This is a genomic window from Bradyrhizobium diazoefficiens (genome assembly GCF_016616235.1).
In the GTDB taxonomy this organism is placed as follows: domain Bacteria; phylum Pseudomonadota; class Alphaproteobacteria; order Rhizobiales; family Xanthobacteraceae; genus Bradyrhizobium; species Bradyrhizobium diazoefficiens_H.
Window position 1 is genome coordinate 6,360,118 of sequence record NZ_CP067100.1, and the last position, 18,659, is coordinate 6,378,776.

9 protein-coding genes are annotated in these 18,659 nt (G+C 65.8%); 4 read left to right on the forward strand and 5 right to left on the reverse strand.

Going from position 1 to position 18,659, the window contains the following annotated elements:
- Positions 1-149: 149 nt before the first annotated feature.
- Positions 150-962 carry a class I SAM-dependent methyltransferase gene (locus JJB99_RS30295; protein ID WP_200495888.1) on the forward strand — a complete coding sequence of 271 codons (813 nt, stop codon included), beginning with the start codon at positions 150-152 and terminating at the stop codon, positions 960-962.
- 33 nt (positions 963-995) lie between these two features.
- Here the strand turns inward: JJB99_RS30295 and JJB99_RS30300 are convergent, their stop codons facing one another.
- Together JJB99_RS30300 and JJB99_RS30305 are read right to left on the reverse strand one after the other, a co-directional pair.
- Entirely contained in the window at positions 996-2,576 is a 1,581-nt protein-coding gene (locus tag JJB99_RS30300; RefSeq protein WP_200495889.1) for a L,D-transpeptidase, read from the reverse strand.
- A gap of 279 nt (positions 2,577-2,855) precedes the next feature.
- A complete protein-coding gene (locus tag JJB99_RS30305) occupies positions 2,856-4,292 on the reverse strand; it encodes a lipopolysaccharide biosynthesis protein (RefSeq protein ID WP_200495890.1) in 1,437 nt (478 codons plus the stop codon).
- Positions 4,293-4,554: 262 nt separating this feature from the next.
- Here JJB99_RS30305 and JJB99_RS30310 point away from each other — a divergent pair, with 262 nt between their 5' ends.
- Together JJB99_RS30310 and JJB99_RS30315 are read left to right on the forward strand one after the other, a co-directional pair.
- Positions 4,555-5,643, forward strand: coding sequence for a glycosyltransferase (locus JJB99_RS30310; protein WP_200495891.1), 1,089 nt, complete (start codon positions 4,555-4,557; stop codon positions 5,641-5,643).
- Entirely contained in the window at positions 5,640-6,707 is a 1,068-nt protein-coding gene (locus JJB99_RS30315; RefSeq protein WP_200495892.1) for an endo-1,4-beta-xylanase, read from the forward strand. Before JJB99_RS30310 ends, JJB99_RS30315 begins: the two co-directional genes overlap by 4 nt.
- Here JJB99_RS30315 and JJB99_RS30320 read toward each other — a convergent pair.
- From JJB99_RS30320 to JJB99_RS30330, 3 genes are all read right to left on the reverse strand, one after another.
- Positions 6,704-7,669, reverse strand: coding sequence for a DUF6492 family protein (locus tag JJB99_RS30320; RefSeq protein ID WP_200495893.1), 966 nt, complete (start codon positions 7,667-7,669; stop codon positions 6,704-6,706). The genes JJB99_RS30315 and JJB99_RS30320 overlap by 4 nt on opposite strands.
- Positions 7,670-7,764: 95 nt before the next feature.
- Positions 7,765-8,559, reverse strand: coding sequence for a protein-L-isoaspartate O-methyltransferase family protein (locus tag JJB99_RS30325; RefSeq protein ID WP_200495894.1), 795 nt, complete (start codon positions 8,557-8,559; stop codon positions 7,765-7,767).
- Positions 8,556-12,026, reverse strand: coding sequence for an ATP-binding protein (locus JJB99_RS30330; RefSeq protein ID WP_200495895.1), 3,471 nt, complete (start codon positions 12,024-12,026; stop codon positions 8,556-8,558). The genes JJB99_RS30325 and JJB99_RS30330 overlap by 4 nt, the downstream gene beginning before the upstream one ends.
- Before the next feature lie 137 nt (positions 12,027-12,163).
- Between JJB99_RS30330 and JJB99_RS30335 the strand changes: the two genes are divergently transcribed.
- Positions 12,164-18,607 (forward strand): non-ribosomal peptide synthetase, encoded by a 6,444-nt coding sequence (locus JJB99_RS30335; RefSeq protein ID WP_200495896.1) that lies wholly within the window; start codon positions 12,164-12,166, stop codon positions 18,605-18,607.
- Positions 18,608-18,659 lie beyond the last annotated feature (52 nt).

The window sequence follows — 18,659 nt, forward strand, 5'->3', positions numbered from 1 at the left end:
TTGTCAGCTCAACGGCAACCGCTACGAGCCGGTGTCGCTGGAGGCCCGCAGGGCGATGCAGGATCGGCGTGATTTGGCTTGCTGCTGGCGCGGCAGGCGGCGATCTGTGCTAGCGTGATTTTCACGTCCGAACCTTCAGCGAGGCAAGCATGTCCAGCACTGACAAGGTTTTCGCCGGCTCGATTCCGAAAATCTACGATGAATATCTGGTGCCGATGATCTTCTCCGTTTACGCGGAGGACATCGCAAGACGCGTCGCAGCTCGCGCGCCTTCCGTGCTGCTCGAGATCGCGGCCGGCACCGGTGCGCTGACGCGCGCCGTGGCGGCGGCACTGCCGCGCGGCATCCGCTACATCGCGACCGACCTCAATGAGCCGATGCTCGCGGTCGCGGCGCAGCGCCAGGCCGATGATGATCGCATCATATGGCGCCATGCGGACGGCATGGCGCTGCCCTTTGGTGACGCCGAGTTCGACGTGGTCTGCTGCCAGTTCGGCGCCATGTTCTTTCCGGATCGCGTCAAGGCCTACGGCGAGGTGAAGCGCGTCCTGAAGGGCAACGGCACATTCGTGTTCAACGTCTGGGACCGCATCGAGGACAATTTGTTCGCCGACGACGCGACGCGCGTGCTCGGAAAAATCTTTCCGCACGATCCGCCCCGTTTCATGGCGCGGACGCCGCATGGCTATCACGACAAGGCCGTCATCAAGGCCGATCTGGAGCAAGCCGGCTTCCGCGACATGTCGATCGAAACGCTTGCAGCGGTGAGCCGCGCGCCGACGCCTGAACAGGTGGCGTTCGCGTACTGCCAGGGAACGCCGCTCCGAAACGAGATCGAGGCCAGGGATGCGAGCAAGCTTCAGGCTGCGACGGATGCCGTTGCCGAGGAGATCAGAACCCGCCACGGATCCGGCCCTGTCGAAGCCAAGATCCAGGCAATCGTGATCGAAGCACGGCCGTAGTTAGGGGCTTTGGTCTGAGGCGCAGCCCGCGTCCTACCAAAAACTGCGCTGCATCGGCTGCGCCGGCTGATAATATTGATATTGGCCGCGACGGCGCGGATTGACGGGTTGCGGGTACGGATCGCGCGGCTGAAAGAAGAAGCCGAAGCCGTTGCCGCCATTGTCCCAGCCGCCATAGCCGTCGTCGCTGGCAACGGCCATCGGCGGCGCGGTCGGCTTGCGCGTGATGAAGCCGCCCTGTGGCTGATTGCTCAGCACCGCGACGAACTCGGTGCGGTAGTTGGTCTCGGCGCTCAGCGGCTCGTCCGAGATGATGATCGAGGAGCGCGGCAAGGCCGTCGGCCCGATGCGATCCCACACCTCCTGCGGAATGGCGATGCGGTCGAGCGCGTCCTTGGCGTTGTCGCCGTCGTCGATCGTGACCACGCTCCAGCGCAGGCCCGTGCCGTTCTTGGCCATCGCCGTGAAGACGTGCGTGCCGAGCGGCTGGTCGGGATTGCGGATCGTGACGGGAACCTCGATGCTGGTGTCGAACACCTCGCCGCCGCCATCCGGCGCCGGCTTGTGCGTGTTCCGCCGCACATAGAGCTTTTGCGTCGCGCGGCTGATGTAGACCGACACCGGCTCGAGCGCGAGCTTTGCGTCCAGCGCCGCCTTCACGGCATCGGCCTTCCTGGCCGCCGCGGCCTTCGCGGCCTCCTTGTTGGCGGCGACGGCATCGCGCTTCGGCTGCGCGGCGGCCTTGGCGGCATCGAGCTGCGTCGCGGCGTCAGCCGCCTTGGCGGCTGCCTTCTGCTTCAGCTCCTCGGCCTTGGCCCTGGCCTGGTCGGTCTTGGCATTCGCAAGCAGCTTGTCGGCATAGGCATTCTCGGCATCCGCGCGGGTCTTCTGCTGTTCCAGCTTGCGCAGCATCGCCGGGAGCGATTGCGCCTCTTTCGCCGCTGCTGTGGCGGCCTTCTTGGTCTCGTCGGCAGCGCGGGTGGCTTCCTCCGCTTCAGCGGAGAGCTTGCCGATGCGGCCTGGGGCGGCCGCGATGGCCTCCGGCTTCGGCACGAACAGCGCGGGATGAGTGAAATCGACCGGGACCGCATCGTTCGGCGAGATGATCACCCGCATTCCGATGTTGGTCTTGTCGAACAGATTCTCGGCGAAGCCGAACGGCATCCGCACGCAACCATGCGAGGCAGCATAGCCGGGCAGCGGCCCGCCATGCAGCGCGATGCCGTTCCAGGTGATGCGCTGCATGTTCGGCATCCAGGCATCGTCGTACATGGTCGAGTGGTGGTCCTTGTCCTTCTCGATGATGGCGAAGACGCCTGCGGGAGTCTCGCGGCCCGTGGTGCCGGTCGAGACCGGCGCACGCAGGATCCAGCCGTCGGCGTCATAGAAGGTGACCTGCTGGCTCTTGATCGACACGATCGCCATGATCGGCTCGCCGGCCTCGCGCGGCGCCACCGCCTCGGCGGGCTGGCGCGCCTGCTTGGCTGCGGTCGCCGGGCCCATCGCCGCAGCCATGGCCGCAAATGCGAGCATCGCCGCCAGGGTCACGATGCCGGGAGGGCCCCAACGCCGCATCGCCACGGTGGATTGCGCCGTTGTCATCAGGTTTTCCATGCCATCCTCGGTCGAAATGCCGGTCCGTTTGTGTCGGTCAAATGTCAGATTGCGATCTCTGGATTAAGAAATCACAGCCGCCATACGTTCCGTCTGTGGCGATATTCGGCACGCTCCGGCGGCAAATCTCTCATATACGACGGCTCGCGCGGGCGGAAGGTGGCTTGCAGCCGGGGCTGAGCCGAAGCTGGACCGCTGCGGCAGAATGTCCGCTTTCAGCGGCGGGCCGATGACCCGGCCTGATTTCAGGCGGCGAGGCCACGCCCGGCAGAGGCGCTGCTAGACGCCAAGCGCCTTCCGGTTGAAGGTCCGCAGGACACGTAGCGACAACGTCCTGATGTTTGCGACGTTGAGGAGCCAGGCCGCCGCGACATAAGCAAGACCGCCGGCGAGACTCACGATGATGAGCGCGACGAAGCCGGTGCCACCCGCTTGCGCTCGCGCGATCAGGATCGCAGCTGCCATCGCCGCGGCTGAGGCGGCAACGCCGGCAAGGCGGTTGAGATCGAACGGCACGGGATGGGCGCGATGCATCAGGACGACGGCGACGAGGAAGCCGATCGCCTCGGTCGCGAGCGTCGCCAGCGCGGCACCATAGAGGCCATAGCCGGCGACCAGCGCGAACATCAGCGCTACGCTGATCACGAGTGTGAGGAAGGACTGCGCCGCCAGCATGAAGGGCCGCTCGGCGAGCTGAAAGCTGATCTGGACGTAGAACTGGTTGGCGATGCCGAAGAAACGCGCGAGCACGAGCGTCGGCAGCAGCGCCGACACGCCGGCGCGGAAATCGATGCCGACGAGCGTGCCGGCGACCTGGTCGGCCGCGAGCGCAAGCCAGACCGCGACGGGCGCGACGACGACGAGCAGCAGTTCGAGACTTTCGGTCAGCCGCTCCCGCGTCGTCGCGTTGTTCTTCTCGGACAATGACCGGAACACCAGCGGCACGGTCGCGGCAGCGACGCTGGACGCGATCATGACCATGAACTGGCGCGGCAGGTCGGCGGCGACGCCAAAGATGCCGGCGGCGTCCTTGCCGAGGAGATAGGCCACGATGAGCCGGTCGCAGGCCGAATACACCGCCACAGAGAGTCCGGCCAGCGTCAGCGGCAGGCCGTATCGCGCCAGCTGCATGAACTGGCTGCGCTGGAAACTTGCGATCCTGGTGCGGTCGCCGACGAGGTTGAGAATGATCCCGGTAAGCGAGCCCAGGCCGAACGCCGCGAGCAGGCCGAGGCCGCCCCAGCCCAGCCAGATGCCGGCGAGGCCGAAGCCGACACTCGAGATGCTGCGTACGATCGAGATCATGGCGAAGCGATAGGGCCGCAGCTTGGCGCGCTCGAACTCCTGGCCGACATCGACCGCATTGGCCATGATCGCGACGAACATGCTGGCGAGCAACAGGTCGGCACTGACGTCACTGCGGAACAGGAACACCAGCGGCGTGGTGGCGCAGAGCACCGCGGCTGTCAGCGCGAAGGCGACCATCGCCGTGCCGCGGAAATCCACCTCGGCCGACATGGCTTGGTAGCGCGACACCGACAGTTTGATCCAGGCGAAGAAGATCGCGCCTAAAATGCCGGCAAGGCTGATGCCGACGACATAGAAGCCGTATTCAGCCGGGCTCAAGAACCGCGTATAGGCGGTAACCGCGAAGAAGCCCACCGCCGCCGGCAGGATGTAGGCGACGAGATAGATCGAGAAATGGCGGTTCAGCATGCGAGCACGGGACCGGCGGCGTCTTGAGGATTAACGGGGCGTTAAAACAGTTGGCCTTTGCTGCGGCGATCGCATTGCGCCGCCGGCATCGATCAAGATAGTCGCATAAGCCTGCAAATCGGATCGCGAATGAACGGTATCGGCGGTTATCGCGCGTTAGCGTTAAATTTGCCCTGTTGTTGTAGGAACCGGCGGGATCACAGAAAAGAAGCAATGATATCAGAAGGTCGCCCGACTTCTCCGATGCGTGGACGTGATTGACATGGACGTTGCCGAACGAGCGCGGGCGCACCCGACCTCCTGGTTGCATGGCGGCACTGACGCTCCGCTCGTTCCGGCGGATTTCGGCACGCAGAGGCGCGACAGGATGGTTCTCAACCTCTTCTTTGAAGAGCGGGACGACCGCTGGTTTCCCGGTGACCGCCACATCCGGCCGCTGCTGCGGCGCCTCGTCGTGGGCGAGTCCTTCATCAGCGGACAGCGCCGCGTCCTCCTCAATCTGTGCGCGGGCCTCGACCGGCTCGGCATCCGCTACCGCGTCAACGACTACCGGTACATCCGGAAGCATCCGGAGGAACTCGCCTGCATCATCGGGCGGCCGTTCGTGCTCGACTGGTTCAAATGGAAGAACCCGCTCCTGCTCGGTGTCGCCATGTATGACCACCCGATCGATGCACCGGAGCGCCTGAAGGACCTGCAGGTGAAGCGCGTCCTGGTGCCGTGCGCCTGGTACGCCGACATGTTCCGCCCGCACTGGTCCCATGTCGACGCCTGGCCCGTCGGCATCGACACCGATTTGTGGACGCCGACGCCGGCCGACCGCAAGAGCGTGGACGTACTGCTCTATGACAAGGTTCGCTGGGACTGCGAGCGATATGAGCCCGAACTGATCGAACCGATCCGCAGGCATCTTTCGGCCAGCGGCCGGACGGTCGAGGTGATCCGCTACGGTCATTACAAGGAAGACGACTACAAGGCGGCGCTGGCGCGTTGCCGCAGCATGATCTTCCTGTGCGAGCATGAGAGCCAGGGCATCGCATGCCAGCAAGCGCTGTCGAGCGGCGTTCCCGTCTTTGCGTGGGATCGCCGCGGGCCGTGGCAGGATCCGAAGTATTTTCCGCACAAGGTGAGGTACGAAGGCGGCGTGTCCTCCGTGCCTTATTTCGACGCACGCTGCGGCATGACCTTCACCGATGCGGCCGGCTTCATCTCCGGCTGGAGCGAGTTCTGGTCGCATGTGAGTGCCGGCAATTTCGCGCCGCGCGACTATGTGATCGAGAATCTGACTCTCGAGAAGGGCGCGCTTCACTATTACGAGATCGCCGAAGCCGTGATGCAGAACCAAGCGTGACCGGGCTCGACAGACGCGAATTTCTTCTCGGCAGCGCTGCGACGCTTGCGGCGGGCGCTTCCGCGTCGGCATTGCCGGCCGCGAAGCTTGCCCAGCGCCATCAGGGCTATGGCGCCGCCGCGACGCTGTGGGATCTGCAAGCTGATCCGCGGCTTGGCGAAGCCATCAGCACCTATTGCACCCAGGTCGTGCCGGTGCTCGAACTGAAATGGCCGATGCTGCGCCCGGACGCGCATACGTTCGCCTTCGAACGCGCCGACGCCATCCATGAATTCGCGCAGAAGAACGACCTGACCATGCGTGGCCACGCGCTCGCCTGGTATCACGACATTCCGGAGTGGACCAGGCAGATCAAGGACGGCAAAGGCGTCGAGCGCGCCTATGTCGATCACATCGGCACCGTCGTCTCCTATTACAAGGACAAGCTGACGTCGTGGGACGTCGTCAACGAGCCGATCCCCGACAATCCCCGCAGTCCGAACGAGCGGCGCGACACGTTCTGGACGCAGCATCTCGGCGAGCGCTGGATTCCGCTGGCCTTCCGCACGGCGGCCGCGGCCGATCCATATGTCAAGCTCGCGATCAACGAATATGATATCGAATCGGCGAAGGACTCCTTCATCGCCAAGCGCGCGGCCTACCGCAACCTGATCATGGATCTGCTCGACCGGGGCGTTCCGCTGCATGCGGTGGGCCTGCAATCGCATCTGCATGCCGAGCTCGAGATCGACACGCATGGCCTCGCCGAGTTCGTCACCGAGCTTCGCTCGTGGGGCCTGGACGTGTACGTCACCGAGCTCGACGTCGACGATCAGAAGCTGACGGGTAGTCCCGCGGAGCGCGATGCCGTCGTCGCCAAGCGCGTCGACGATCTCCTGACTGCGATCTCGGCCAGCGGCCCGGTGCGCTCGATCCTGACCTGGGGCATCTCGGACCGCTATAGCTGGATCAACGGCACCTTCGCCCGCAAGGACAAGCAGCCGAACCGGCCGCTGCCGCTCGACGGCGAGTTCAAGCCAAAGCCGTTCATGGACGTGATCAGCAAGTTCACGAAGGACGTTTAAGGACGCGGTGCCTTAGCGGTCTTCGGTACTTCGAATTCGGCCGCATCCCCCATGTGATCCGGTGACAGGCTCGGACCGCGGCGGTCGCGCGAGCTGAGCCGGAACACGTCGCGGATGTCGTCGATCGAGGTCGACGAATAGGACTGGATGCAGAGCGCAACCTGCTCCGGCGAAGCGGCGCGCATCATCGCCTCGATCGCCTCGCGGTCGAGGCGCGTGTCGTCCCAATGCGATACCGCGATGCTGCCTTGGGTGATGCGGTGCCTCGCCAGATGCTCCGGCGAGTTCGCGACGAAGTTTCCGTAAAGCAGGTATTCCGAAAACTTCTTCTTCCGGCATAGCGCCAGGGCCCAGTTCAATCCCGTCGCCGACTTGATCGCGCCGGTCATCGCGTGTGCGGTGTCCCTGTCCCAGACCAGTGCGTTGCCGACATAGTCATCCGCGGGGAAGGAGCGGTGCTTGACGCCGAGAAGCTGATCGACGGTGCGGAGCCACAGCACATGCAGGGGATGGCCGGCGTCGATCCCCTTGGGCGTGACGAACAGCGGCGTCTTCTCGCCACCGGCATACTGGCCGACGTCGAATTCGCGGAAGAACAGATTGTCCGAATCCAGGATGCAGACGCGCTGTTCGGGCGCGTTGAGGACCCCGGCGATCTTGAGGATCTGCTGGATGTGCCAGCCATGGACGGGCGAGGACAGCAGCGACAGCCAGACCCTGCGGCTGCTGATGAACTGCAGCGCCGGCGGCAGCGCGAACAACCATTTCGGCAAATAGCGCGAGGCCGGAACGATGACGCGCTTGTCGGACCCGAACCGCGCGAACAGCGGCACATCCTCATCGTTAACGAGAACATAATGCCGCGTGTATCCCGTCAGCCAGGTATCGATGCTCTCGCTGAGCAGCGAAAAGCGTTCGATATCCTTGGCATAGCTGGCAGTCAGCAGTGCAACGGAATGCATGGAGCGCGCTCGAATGGCGATCAAGCCGCAGTCATAGCGGCGCTGGTAGCGGTTGGAAACTTACATTCGCAATCAAGGTAAAATGAAATGTACCATTAGCCATCCGACGGCAGTCCCTGCTCTATCTCGCGAAAGCGCAGCGGCGCCATGGCAGATGCGCGCTGCCACCAGTCGGCGACGCGGTCGTCGAGCGCGGTCACGCCTCGGCCCTGGCCGGGAAAGATCCGGATCTGCTGCACCGCCTCGGCTTCGAAGCCTTTGCCCTTGCGCGTGATCTTGACCGCGGCGCCTTCGCGGTCGCGCTGGGTCAGCGGCACCAGCAGGCGGCCGCGCGGGCGGAGCGACCGGAGCCAGAGCGGATGCGGATGCGAGAAGCCGGCATGCACGATGATGACATCGGCCGGTCCGCCGATGTCGCGGCGGCCGTCGCCGCGGACGACCTCGACATTGTCGTAGGCGCGAAGATAGCTCGCGGCACGCGTCGCCAGCCGCTCGTCGCAATCGACTGCCATCACGCGCCCTTTCGGGCCGACCATCTTCGACAGCACGGCCGAGAAATAGCCGAGCCCGCAGCCGATCTGAACCACGTGGTCCTTATCTTTGACATCGAGCAGGTCGATGAAATGCGCCCACAGGCTCGGCAGGCCGGTGTCGAGCTTGCGGCGCGCGTCGATCGCGACCAGCACGTTATCGTAGAGATGGACGGGATCAGCATCGGGCGTCAGCCGGTAGCTGTGCGCTGCCGCACTCCTAACGCGCCAAGGGCCTCTTGTCAGAAAATCCTCGCGCGGGACGGCGGCCAACGCTTCGAGCAAGCGCTTTGAGGCAATCCGCTCGCGCTTCGCAATCATCGCAACGTAATGCGCACGCGCGGCGGCAATATCACTCATCGCACGGGATCAGCCGGTTCGTGAACCGGCGCCTGCGCGCCGAGCTCGTTGACGAGCTGCATCGCCTGCTTCAGGTCCGGCGTGTAAAAGCCCTCGCTGAATTTGCCGACGATCGGGACCAGCAGCAGGCTTGCATGCTCGCGCTTGCCGGCCTCCTGCGACAGGCGCGCGAGGCTGACGGCGGTGCGCAGCTCCCAGGACAGCGCGCCCTGCTTGCGCGCGGTCTCCAGCGACAGCGCGAACAGATCCTCGGCCTCCTGCACCGACGCCGGATCGCGGTCCAGCAGCGTGATCTCGCCCTGCAAGCGGTAGACCTCGGCAAGGTAGGAGTGATCGCCGGTGCGCCTTGCGGTCGCGAGCGCGCCGTCCAGCGCGCGCAAGGCGGCATCGCGCATCCCGACCTTGGCGTAGGCTTCCGCCAGCAGGCAGCGGAACCAGCAGCCGGCGAGCCAGGAATCCATCGCCTCGTATTCGTCGAGCCCCAAGCGCATCTGGCTGATGCCCTCGTCGGCCTCGCCAAGCTGCGCCAGCGCCCAGCCGCGCAGGATCGCGGCCTGCTGCTTCCAGTGCAGGAAATTGTGCTCGGTGGCGATGATCATGGCGCGGTTGGCGTGGTCGCGCGTGCCCTCGATATCGCGCAGATGCTGGCAAAGATAGGCGCCGAACACGAGCGCGAAGGCGAGCGAGAAGGGATGACGAATCTTCTCGGCGTGCAGGATCGCCTGCTCGCTGTGCTGGCGCGCAGCATCGGGCCGGCCGAGGAACCACAAGAGGTAGCCGAGATAGGATAGCGAGACGACGCCGGGATCGGTGCCATGCCGCTCCATCAGATCAGAATGCAGGTCGGGGCTGTAGAGATTGATGCAGCGATGCAGATGATGCTGGGACGCGGCAAAACGCCCACGATAGAGCATGGTCATCGCGATCGAGCGGTGCGCCTCGATCAGATAGCCGGTCTGCTGCGCCGGCTGGCTCCGCTCGTTGAGGCGCTCGCGCTTGGCGAACTTCAGCAGCTCGACGCTGAGATCGTGCGCGCGGGTGAGATCGGCGCGGATGAAATGGCAGACCCAGAGCCCGCGCGTGGCGGCAAAGGCCTTTTCCTCGTCGTCGAGCTGCCGGCCGAGCTCGAGCGCGCGGATGTAGTTCTCCTCGACCTCCTGCACCGCATAGCCCTTGGCGGCGATTAGGGCATTGCCGAGCGCGATGCGCAGCTCGAGCTCCATCTCGTCGGCACCCCGCATGCGCGCATTGGCCTGCACGACGCTGAGGCCCCGGCGCAGATGGCCGATCGCCTCCAGATTGGCGCCGCTCTTGGCCGCCTGCTTGCCGGCCTTGAGCCAGAAGCTGGCGGCGCCCTCGCTCTGGCCCGACTCGGTGAGGTGATGGGCGAGCAGCTCCGGCTCGCGTTCGGTCTTCTCCGGATACATCTCCGCGAGCACCTGGGCGATGCGGGAATGCAGCTTGCGCCGCTCGCTGTGCAACAGGCTCGCATGCGCAGCGTTCTGGATCATCACGTGCTTGAACGAGTACAGCGCATCGGGCGGATGGCCGCGGCGCATGATCAGCCCGGCCTCTTCGAGATGATTGAGCGCCGCCTCGATCTGCTCGGAAGGCGTGTTGGCGACCGCGTGCAGCGTCTCGTAGGAGAATTCGCGGCCGATGGTGGCGCCGATCTGCGCAATCCGCTTGAACGGCCCCATCCGGTCGAGCCGCGCCATCAGCGAATCGGTCAGGGTCGCCGGAATGGCGAGCTGCCGCCACGGGCCCGACAGCACATAGCGGCCGTGCCGTTCGGTCAACAGGTTGGATTCGAGAACGGTCTTGGTCAGCTCCTCCAGGAACAGCGGCACGCCGTCGGTCTTGACGATGATCTCCTCGACGACCTCCTTGGGAAGCTCGCGGCCGGCGACGCGCTCGACCAGCGTCGTGCGCAGCTGCCGGCTCAGACGATTCAGCACCAGCGTGGTGATGTGCGAATGCGCGTTCCAGCTCGGCTGGAATTCGGAACGCGCGGTGATGATGACCAGGATCGGCCGGTTCTGCACCCGGTCGACCAGGAGATCGATCACCTCACGGGAGGTCGGATCGATCCAGTGCAGATCCTCGAACGCGATCACCAGCGGCATCTCGCGCGCGAGGCCGAGGAAGTGGCTGACCAGCGCCGCGACGGTCGCATCCTTCTGCTGCTGCGGCGACAGCTCGAGCGGCGGATAGCGATCTCCGGTCGGAATCGACAGCAGCACGGCGAACAGCGGCGTGACCTGCTCGATGTCGCCATGCGCGGCGGCGATCGCGGTCTCGAGGCTCGCCAGCGATGCCGCGGATGGATCCTCGCGGTCGAGGCCGAGCGAGAATTTGAGCTGCTCGGCGAACGGATAGAACGCCGTGGAGGTGTAATAAGGCGAGCACTGGAACGAGACCTGCCCGTGGCGGTCGCCCGCAATCCGCTCGAAGATCTCCTGGATGATGCGCGACTTGCCGATGCCGGGCTCGCCGAACTTGACCACGACCTGGCCGTCGCCGTCCCTGACCTGCTGCCAGCGGCTCATCAACAGCGCAATCTCCTCCTCGCGGTTGACGAGCGGCGTCAGCCGCGTCCCCATGGCCGCGGCGAATCGGGTCTCCACCCGGGAGGCGCGCACCACGTGCCAGGCCTGCGCTTTCTCCGAGATGCCCTTCAAGTCATGCACGCCGAGACTGCGGTAGTCGAACTTTCCCTTCAGCAGCGACTGGGTCGAGGAGGAAATCACGACGCCATTGGGCGGCGCCAGGGCTTGCAGGCGCGCGGCAAGATTGACGGTTTCTCCGACCGCGGAGTCGCGCTCCTCGGTGCCCTGTCCGACGAGATCGCCGACCACGACGAGACCGGTCGCGATGCCGATGCGGACGGCGGGCGAGTGGCTGAGCGCCCCGCGCGGCTCGATCGCGCGCGCGCTCGACAGCACCCGCACGATCTCGAGCCCGGCCCGCACGGCGCGCTCGGCGTCGTCTTCATGCGCGGTCGGATAGCCGAAATAGACCAAAATACCGTCGCCGACGAAACGGGCGGCGAAACCCTCGTAATGCTTGACCACGCGGACGCAGGTCTCGCGGAAGCTGGCGATCATGTCGCGCACGTCTTCCGGATCGAACTGCACCGAGAGCGAGGTGGAATCCACCATGTCGCAGAACATGGTGGTGAGCTGACGCCGTTCGGCGCCGACTTCCGTCCGGGCTTGCGGCTGCACTGCTGTGTCGGGTTTCGCTGCGGTCTCGGCCTGGTACAGCGCCGCCATCGCCCGCTGCAGCCGCTTGCGATCGCCGAGCGGCAGCCCGAGCTCGACCAGATCGGATTCGGTCAGATCCCCCATGACATCGAGATCGAGGCGGTGCTGGGCGAACAGATCGCCGTAATGGCCGAGACCGACGCCATCGAGCCAGCGCTTCAGCCCGCCTCCCGTTCCCGTGTCAAGCTCGTTCTCCAGCATGGTGATTTCCGCCCGACCATCACTCCGTCGAAGGGCTTTAGAGCCCCTCAACCACAGATTTTGGGGCCCGAACTTCACCTCAGACTGGACGCGTTCCCTAAGTCTTGGGAAGAATAGCCCAATCGGATCAAAAGGGAATGGCGTTGTCGGACATTGCATCCGGAGCGGGAGAGGGATCGGACGGCTCTGGCGCCGAAACCAGGACCTTTGCCCATATCGGCGGCCTTCTAGAGCATTATGCGCGGACGACGCCGGCGGCGCCGGCCCTGCTCGGCCCTGGCCGGCCGGCCCTCACCTATGGCGGGCTGAACGACCGGATCCGGCATCTGGGCCGCACCCTGCGCGGACTTGGCATCGGCCCTGCCGACCGCATTGCCGTTGCGCTGCCGCGCGGCGCCGACAGCGCGCTCGTGCTGATCGCAGTCGCGTCGAGCTGTGCCTGCGTCCCCGTCAATCCGGATCTGACTGCGGATGAGCTGCAACGCTATTTCAGCGAACTGAAGCTCACGGCGCTCGTCACCCGGGCCGACATGAACTCACCAAGCCGCGACGTCGCCAAGGCGCTCGATATCGCGGTGATCGATTTCGTGCCGGGACCGAAAGACGATCTCGGCGGCTGCGAATTCGCCGGTCCGACGGTCGGACCGGCGAACGGCAGCGGCGGCTCGCGCGCCGATGACGACGCTTTCATCCTGTTGACGTCAGGTACGGCGGCACGGCCGAAAATGGTGCCGCTGACGCAGCGCAATGTGTGCCTGTCCGCCCACAATGCCGGCCGCGTGCTGTCGCTCGCGCCGCACGATCGCTTGCTCAACGTCCTGCCGCTGTTTCACGCCCATGGCCTGATCTCCGGCCTGCTGACGGCGCTGGCCGCGGGCTCCAGCGTGATCTGCACCGAGGGTTTCGACGCCGCGTCCTTCTTCGGCTGGATGCGGGAGCTGCGGCCGACCTGGTACACGGCGGTGCCGACGATCCATCGCGCGCTGCTGACGGCGACGGAAGCAAATCCGGACCGCGTCCGCTCGTCGTCGCTGCGCGTGATCCGCTCGGCGTCCGCTTCGCTCGCGCCCGCGATCCTGAACGGCCTGGAAGCAATCTTCGGTGTTCCCGTGCTCGAGACCTACGGCATGACGGAAGCGGCCTCGCAGATCGCCGCCAATCCGTTCGAGCTGCGCAAGATCGGATCGGTCGGCCGCGCCGCAGGACCCGAGATCGCGATCATGGACGAGACCGGCCGCGCCCTTGCGAGCGGCGAGCGCGGCGAGATCATGCTGCGCGGACCGAACATGAGCCGCGGCTACTATAATGACGAGGCGGCCACGCAGGCCGCGTTCCGCGACGGCTGGTTCAGGACCGGCGATCTCGGCTATCTCGACGCCGACGGCTATCTCTTCATCGTCGGCCGCATCAAGGACGTCATCAACCGCGGCGGCCAGAAGATCTCGCCGCTCGAAGTGGAAGAGGTCCTGCTGAGCCATCCCGCGGTGCTGGAAGCCGGCGTGTTCGCGGTCCCGCACCCGAAGCTCGGCGAGAACGTCGCCGCGGTCGTGGTGCTGCGGCCGAATTCCGAGGCGAGCTCCGACCAGCTGCGCCAGTTCGCGCGAAAACGTCTCGCCGCCTACAAGGTGCCGAGCCTGATCCGCAGCGTGGCGGCGCTGCCGAAAGGCGCCAGCGGCAAGGTCAAGCGCAACGCGCTGGTCGAACTGATCGCGACGGCGGAGGACGCCGATGAGGAGCAACTGCCGCGCAATACGCTGGAGACCCAGCTCGCCGAGATCTGGGCCGCTCTGCTGGAGCTTCCGCAAGTCGGCATCGACCAGGACGTCTTCGCGCTCGGCGCGGACTCGCTTGCGGTGACGCAGATGCGCTCGCGGCTGCGCGAACGCTTTGGCGTCGACTTCTCGTTCGAGGACATCTTTGATTGCGCCACGGTCAGTGCGCTTGCGGCCCGGATCGAGACCGCCGCAAGCCATCGTGACGCGGCGCTGCCAGCCTGGCGTCAGGGTACGGAAACCGATGCGCCGCTGTCGTTCCAGCAGCAGCGGATGTACGTGCTCTCGCGGCTTGATCCGACGCACTATAATTACAACGTCGTCGAAGTCGCGCGGCTTAAGGGGCAGGTCGACGTCGCGGCGCTTTCTGCGGGCCTCACCGCGATCTGCGCGCGCCACGAGGCGCTGCGCTCGGTCTTCATCGAACGGCAGGGCGAGCCGGCGCAGCGCGTGCTGCCATCGCCGTCGCGGTTCGAACGGATCAGGCTCAAGCCCTGCCCTGCCGACAAGCAGGCCGCGGTCATCAGGCGCGAGGCGCTCAAGCTCGCGCAGTACAAGTTCGATCTCGCGCGCGAGCCGCCCCTAAAGGTCACACTGCTCTCCTTCGACAAATCCAGCCACGCGCTGGTGGTCAATGTGCATCACCTCGTCACCGACGGCTGGTCGCAGCGGTTGTTCTGGGAGGAGCTTGCCGCCCATTACGCCGCGGCGCGCAAGGCGAACATGGCGGCACTCCCGTCGCCCACCTTCCAGTACCGCGACTTTGCACTATGGCAGCAGAGCTGGGCACAGACGCCGGCGGCGAAGGAGCAGCTCGATTATTGGAAGACCCAGCTCGACGGCGTCACCACCCTGCCGCTGCGCACCGACCGGCCACGGCCGCAGGTCTGGAGCGGTCGCGGCGCCCGTCATTATCTCGAGTTCTCCAGGACACTGTCGGGCGATATTCGCGCATTGAGCCAGCACCAGGGCGTCACGCCGTTCATGACGCTGCTCGCGGCGTTCCAGTGCCTGCTGTTCCGCCACACCGGGCATGAGGATGTCGCGACCGGATCGCTGATCGCCAACCGCAACCAGATCGAGAGCGAGCGCCTGATCGGGCTGTTCGCCAACACGCTGATCCTGCGCAACGATTTTGCCGGCGATCCGAGTTTCGGCGAGGTGTTGCGGCGAGTGCGGCAGGTGACGCTCGATGCCTATCGCAACCAGGATCTGCCGATCGAGCAGGTGCTGCGCGCCTTGCAGGTTGCGCGAAGGACGGACGGCAATCCGCTGTTCCGGATCATGTTCATCCTCCAGAATGCCTCGATCGAGGCGGCGCGTTTCGCCGGCCTATCGGCGCGACGGATCGAGATCGACCCAAAAGTCGCGCGCTTCGACATCACGCTCGAACTTGTCGAGGCCGACGGCCGCTTCACCGGCTTCTTCGAATACGCCACCGATCTGTTCGACACGGCGACGATCGCAGGCATGGCAAACCAATTCAAAACCCTGCTCAAGGCCGCCATCGCCAGTCCGGAGCAGCGCATCTCGCGTCTGCCGCTTCTGACCGCGGCCGAATGCCGGCAGTTGCTGGCGCAAGGCCGCGGAGCTTCCGCCAACCTCACCCGGCGTGGCAATCTCTGCGAACGCTTCGACCGCCAGGCCAAGAAGACGCCGAACGCGATCGCGGTATCGGACGGCCACGCCTCCCTGACCTATCGCGAGCTGGCCCAGCGCAGCCAGGCCGTCGCGCACTGGCTGACGCGCGAGGGCGTCGGGGCCGAGACAGTGGTTGCCCTGCTGGCCGAGCGCGGGCCCGACCTCATCGCCGCGATGATCGGCGTGCAGCGCGCGGGCGCGGCCTTCCTGAACCTCGATCCCGAGCAGCCGCTGGCGCGGCTTGCGACCATTTTGGGATCGAGCTGCGCCCAGGTGCTGCTGGCCGGCTGCGCGCAATCGCCAATGGTCGGAGCGCTGCTCGAACCGCTGGCCGGACGCATCCATGTGGCCGAGCTCGAAGACGCAATCGCGCCAAGGGCGACCAAGCCCGCCCGCGCCGCGCGGCGCGAAGCTGCGAGCCTTGCCTATCTCATCTATACATCCGGCTCCTCCGGCGCCCCCAAGGGCGTCATGATCGAGCAGCGCGGGCTGTCGAACCATCTGGCCTCGCTGATCTCTGAGCTCCGCCTCTCGGCCAGGGACGTGATCGCGCAGACCGCGCCGCAGAGCTTTGTCATCTCGGTCTGGCAATGCCTCGCCGGCCCGATGGTCGGCGCGCGCGTTCACATCTGCGGCAACGAGGTCGTGAAGGACCCGATCCTGCTCGCGCGGGAGATCGCGCACGAGGGCATCACGGTGCTGGAGATCGTGCCATCGCTGCTGCGTGCGATCCTCGATCGCATGGACGAGCCGCATGTCCTGCGCGCCTTCGCGAAGCTGCGGCTCCTGATCTCGACCGGCGAGCCGCTGCCGGTCGAGCTCTGCCGGGCCTGGTTCGCCCGCTGCCCGAGAGTACCGCTGATCAACGCCTATGGCGCATCGGAATGTTCCGACGACGTCTCCTTGCATCGTCTGACCAAGGCGCCGACGACCACGACGAGCAACGTTCCGGTCGGCGCGCCGCTGCCGAACACCCAAATCTACGTACTCGATGCAAACCTCCACCCGCAGCCGGTCGGCGTCGTCGGCGAGCTCTGCATCGCCGGCGCCGGCGTCGGCCGCGGTTATGTCAACGATCCCGCGCAAAGCCGGCAGCGCTTCCTGCCCGATCCGTTCGCCAGCAAGGCAGGCAGCCGGCTGTACCGGACCGGCGACCTCGCCCGCCGCCGCAGTGGCGGCACGATCGAGTGCCTCGGCCGCGCCGACCACCAGGTCAAGGTCCGCGGCTACCGAATCGAGCTCAAGGAGATCGAGACCGCGCTGGCCGAGCATCCTGACGTGCGCGCCGGCATCGTCGAGCCGCACCGCGAGGCGAGCGGCGATGTCAGGCTGATCGCCCATATCGTCGCAAAGCCCGGCACCCAGAGCAGCGCCAGCGAGCTGCGCGAGTTCCTGAAGAGCCGGTTGCCGGGCCATGCCGTCCCGTCCGCCTTCCTGTTCCTGGATCAGGTACCGCTCAATGCCCATGGCAAGATCGACCGGTCGGCGCTGCTGGCACCCGCCCAGGTGGACGCGTCCGGGCCGGATGCGGCCGTGCCGGCGCGGCGCTTCACCGAAAAAGTGCTCTCCGACATCTGGATCGACCTGCTGAAGGTCGAGAGCCTTGGCGTCACCGATAATTTCTTCGACCTCGGCGGCCATTCGCTGCTGGCGGGCCAAGCGATGGCGCGCGTCGCCCGCGCGTTCGGCGTGTCGCTGCCGATCAAGACCATCTTCGAGGCGCCGACGATCGAAGAGCTCGCCCGGCGGGTGGATGAAGCCGCGGCGACGAAGCCAGCCAAGCCTGCCGCAAGCGTGCCGCGGTTGGGCGAGCAGGGACTTCCGGCAATCTCGATCGCGCAGGATCAGATGCTGCGGATCGAGCGCAATCTGGCGGGACTGCCGCTGTTCAACCTGCCCTTTGCCTTCCGTCTCCAGGGCTCGCTCGATCCGGCCGCCCTGGTGCAGGCAATCGACGATATCGCAGCCCGGCACGAATCGCTGCGGACCATGTTCGGCTGGAACGGCGAGGAGCCGACCAGCAGCATCGTTCCACCCGGCGAGCTCCGCCCGGTGCTGACCGTCGAGACGATCGGCGACGGTCAACCGCACAATAAAAAGCGCCGCAAGGCCCTAGAGCTCAGGAAGATCGACCTCCTGATCGAACAGGAGACGTATACTCCGATCGACACCACACAGGCGCCGCTAATGCGGGCGCGGTTGTTGCGGCTCCACGCCGAGGATCATGTGCTGCTGCTGACGCTGCATCATGCCGTCGTCGACGGCTGGTCGATCGGCGTGCTGTTCGAGGAATTGTCGCGCCGCTACGCGGCGCTGGCCGGATATCCGTCGGTGCCGCTACCGAGCCCGCCGCCGGCCTTCTCGGATGTTGCACGCTGGCAGCGCTGGTGGTGCGGCACCGACGCCGCCCGCCGCCAGGCCGCCGACTGGACCGAAAATCTGCGCGGCGCGGTCCCGCTCTTCGATGGCGAATCAAGCCCGGGCCCATCCACGGGGCATCATCCCGTCAGCCTCGATCGCGAGCTGATCGGGCGACTCGCGGCCTTTGCCAGCCAGCACAACGGCACCTTGTTCATGTGCCTTCTCACCGGTCTGAAGGTCCTGCTGCTGGCGCGAACCGGCCGCACCGACATCGCGGTCGCCACCGCCATGGCCAATCGTGCCCAGCCCGACACCGATCGTATCCTCGGCCCGTTCGAGAACACGGTGATCGTCCGCACCACGATCACGCCCGATCTGCCGTTCGCGGCAGCTCTGGCCCGGGTGCGCCAGAGCGTGCTCGAGGCACATGCGCGGCAGGAGCTGCCGTTCAACATCCTGGCCGATCATCTGGAGCGGGAGGGCATCGATCCGGCCGGCCTGCTTCAGGTCTATTTCACCCTACAAAATCCGCTGCGCCAGCCACTCGATCTGCCTGATCTGACGACAGCATCGATCGGCAACATCGCGCGCGAAGGCCAGCCGGTGCTGCCGATCGATCAGACCTGGCTGTCGCTGATGCTCAAGGAGCGCCCGAGCGGAATCACGGGATCATTCAACTATAAGGGCGAACTGCTCGACGGTCATGTGGTCGGCGAGTGGATGGAGGATCTGGTCGCGCTGCTGGTCGCCGCCATCGCTCAGCCCAACGCGCCGCTCGGACGATTGCTCGCGCGCAGGGCAGCGTGAGCCGCTGCACAGCACGGACGAATACGGGTTCACGCGCCAAAGCTGTGAGTGA

What these genes read in the sequence shown, in the direction of transcription:
- JJB99_RS30310 (WP_200495891.1), top strand. Translation starts at nt 4,555, where the DNA reads ATGGACGTTGCCGAACGAGCGCGGGCGCACCCGACCTCCTGGTTGCAT.
- JJB99_RS30320 (WP_200495893.1), bottom strand. Translation starts at nt 7,669, where the DNA reads ATGCATTCCGTTGCACTGCTGACTGCCAGCTATGCCAAGGATATCGAA.
- JJB99_RS30300 (WP_200495889.1), bottom strand. Translation starts at nt 2,576, where the DNA reads ATGGAAAACCTGATGACAACGGCGCAATCCACCGTGGCGATGCGGCGT.
- JJB99_RS30305 (WP_200495890.1), bottom strand. Translation starts at nt 4,292, where the DNA reads ATGCTGAACCGCCATTTCTCGATCTATCTCGTCGCCTACATCCTGCCG.
- JJB99_RS30325 (WP_200495894.1), bottom strand. Translation starts at nt 8,559, where the DNA reads ATGAGTGATATTGCCGCCGCGCGTGCGCATTACGTTGCGATGATTGCG.
- JJB99_RS30295 (WP_200495888.1), top strand. Translation starts at nt 150, where the DNA reads ATGTCCAGCACTGACAAGGTTTTCGCCGGCTCGATTCCGAAAATCTAC.
- JJB99_RS30335 (WP_200495896.1), top strand. Translation starts at nt 12,164, where the DNA reads ATGGCGTTGTCGGACATTGCATCCGGAGCGGGAGAGGGATCGGACGGC.
- JJB99_RS30330 (WP_200495895.1), bottom strand. Translation starts at nt 12,026, where the DNA reads ATGCTGGAGAACGAGCTTGACACGGGAACGGGAGGCGGGCTGAAGCGC.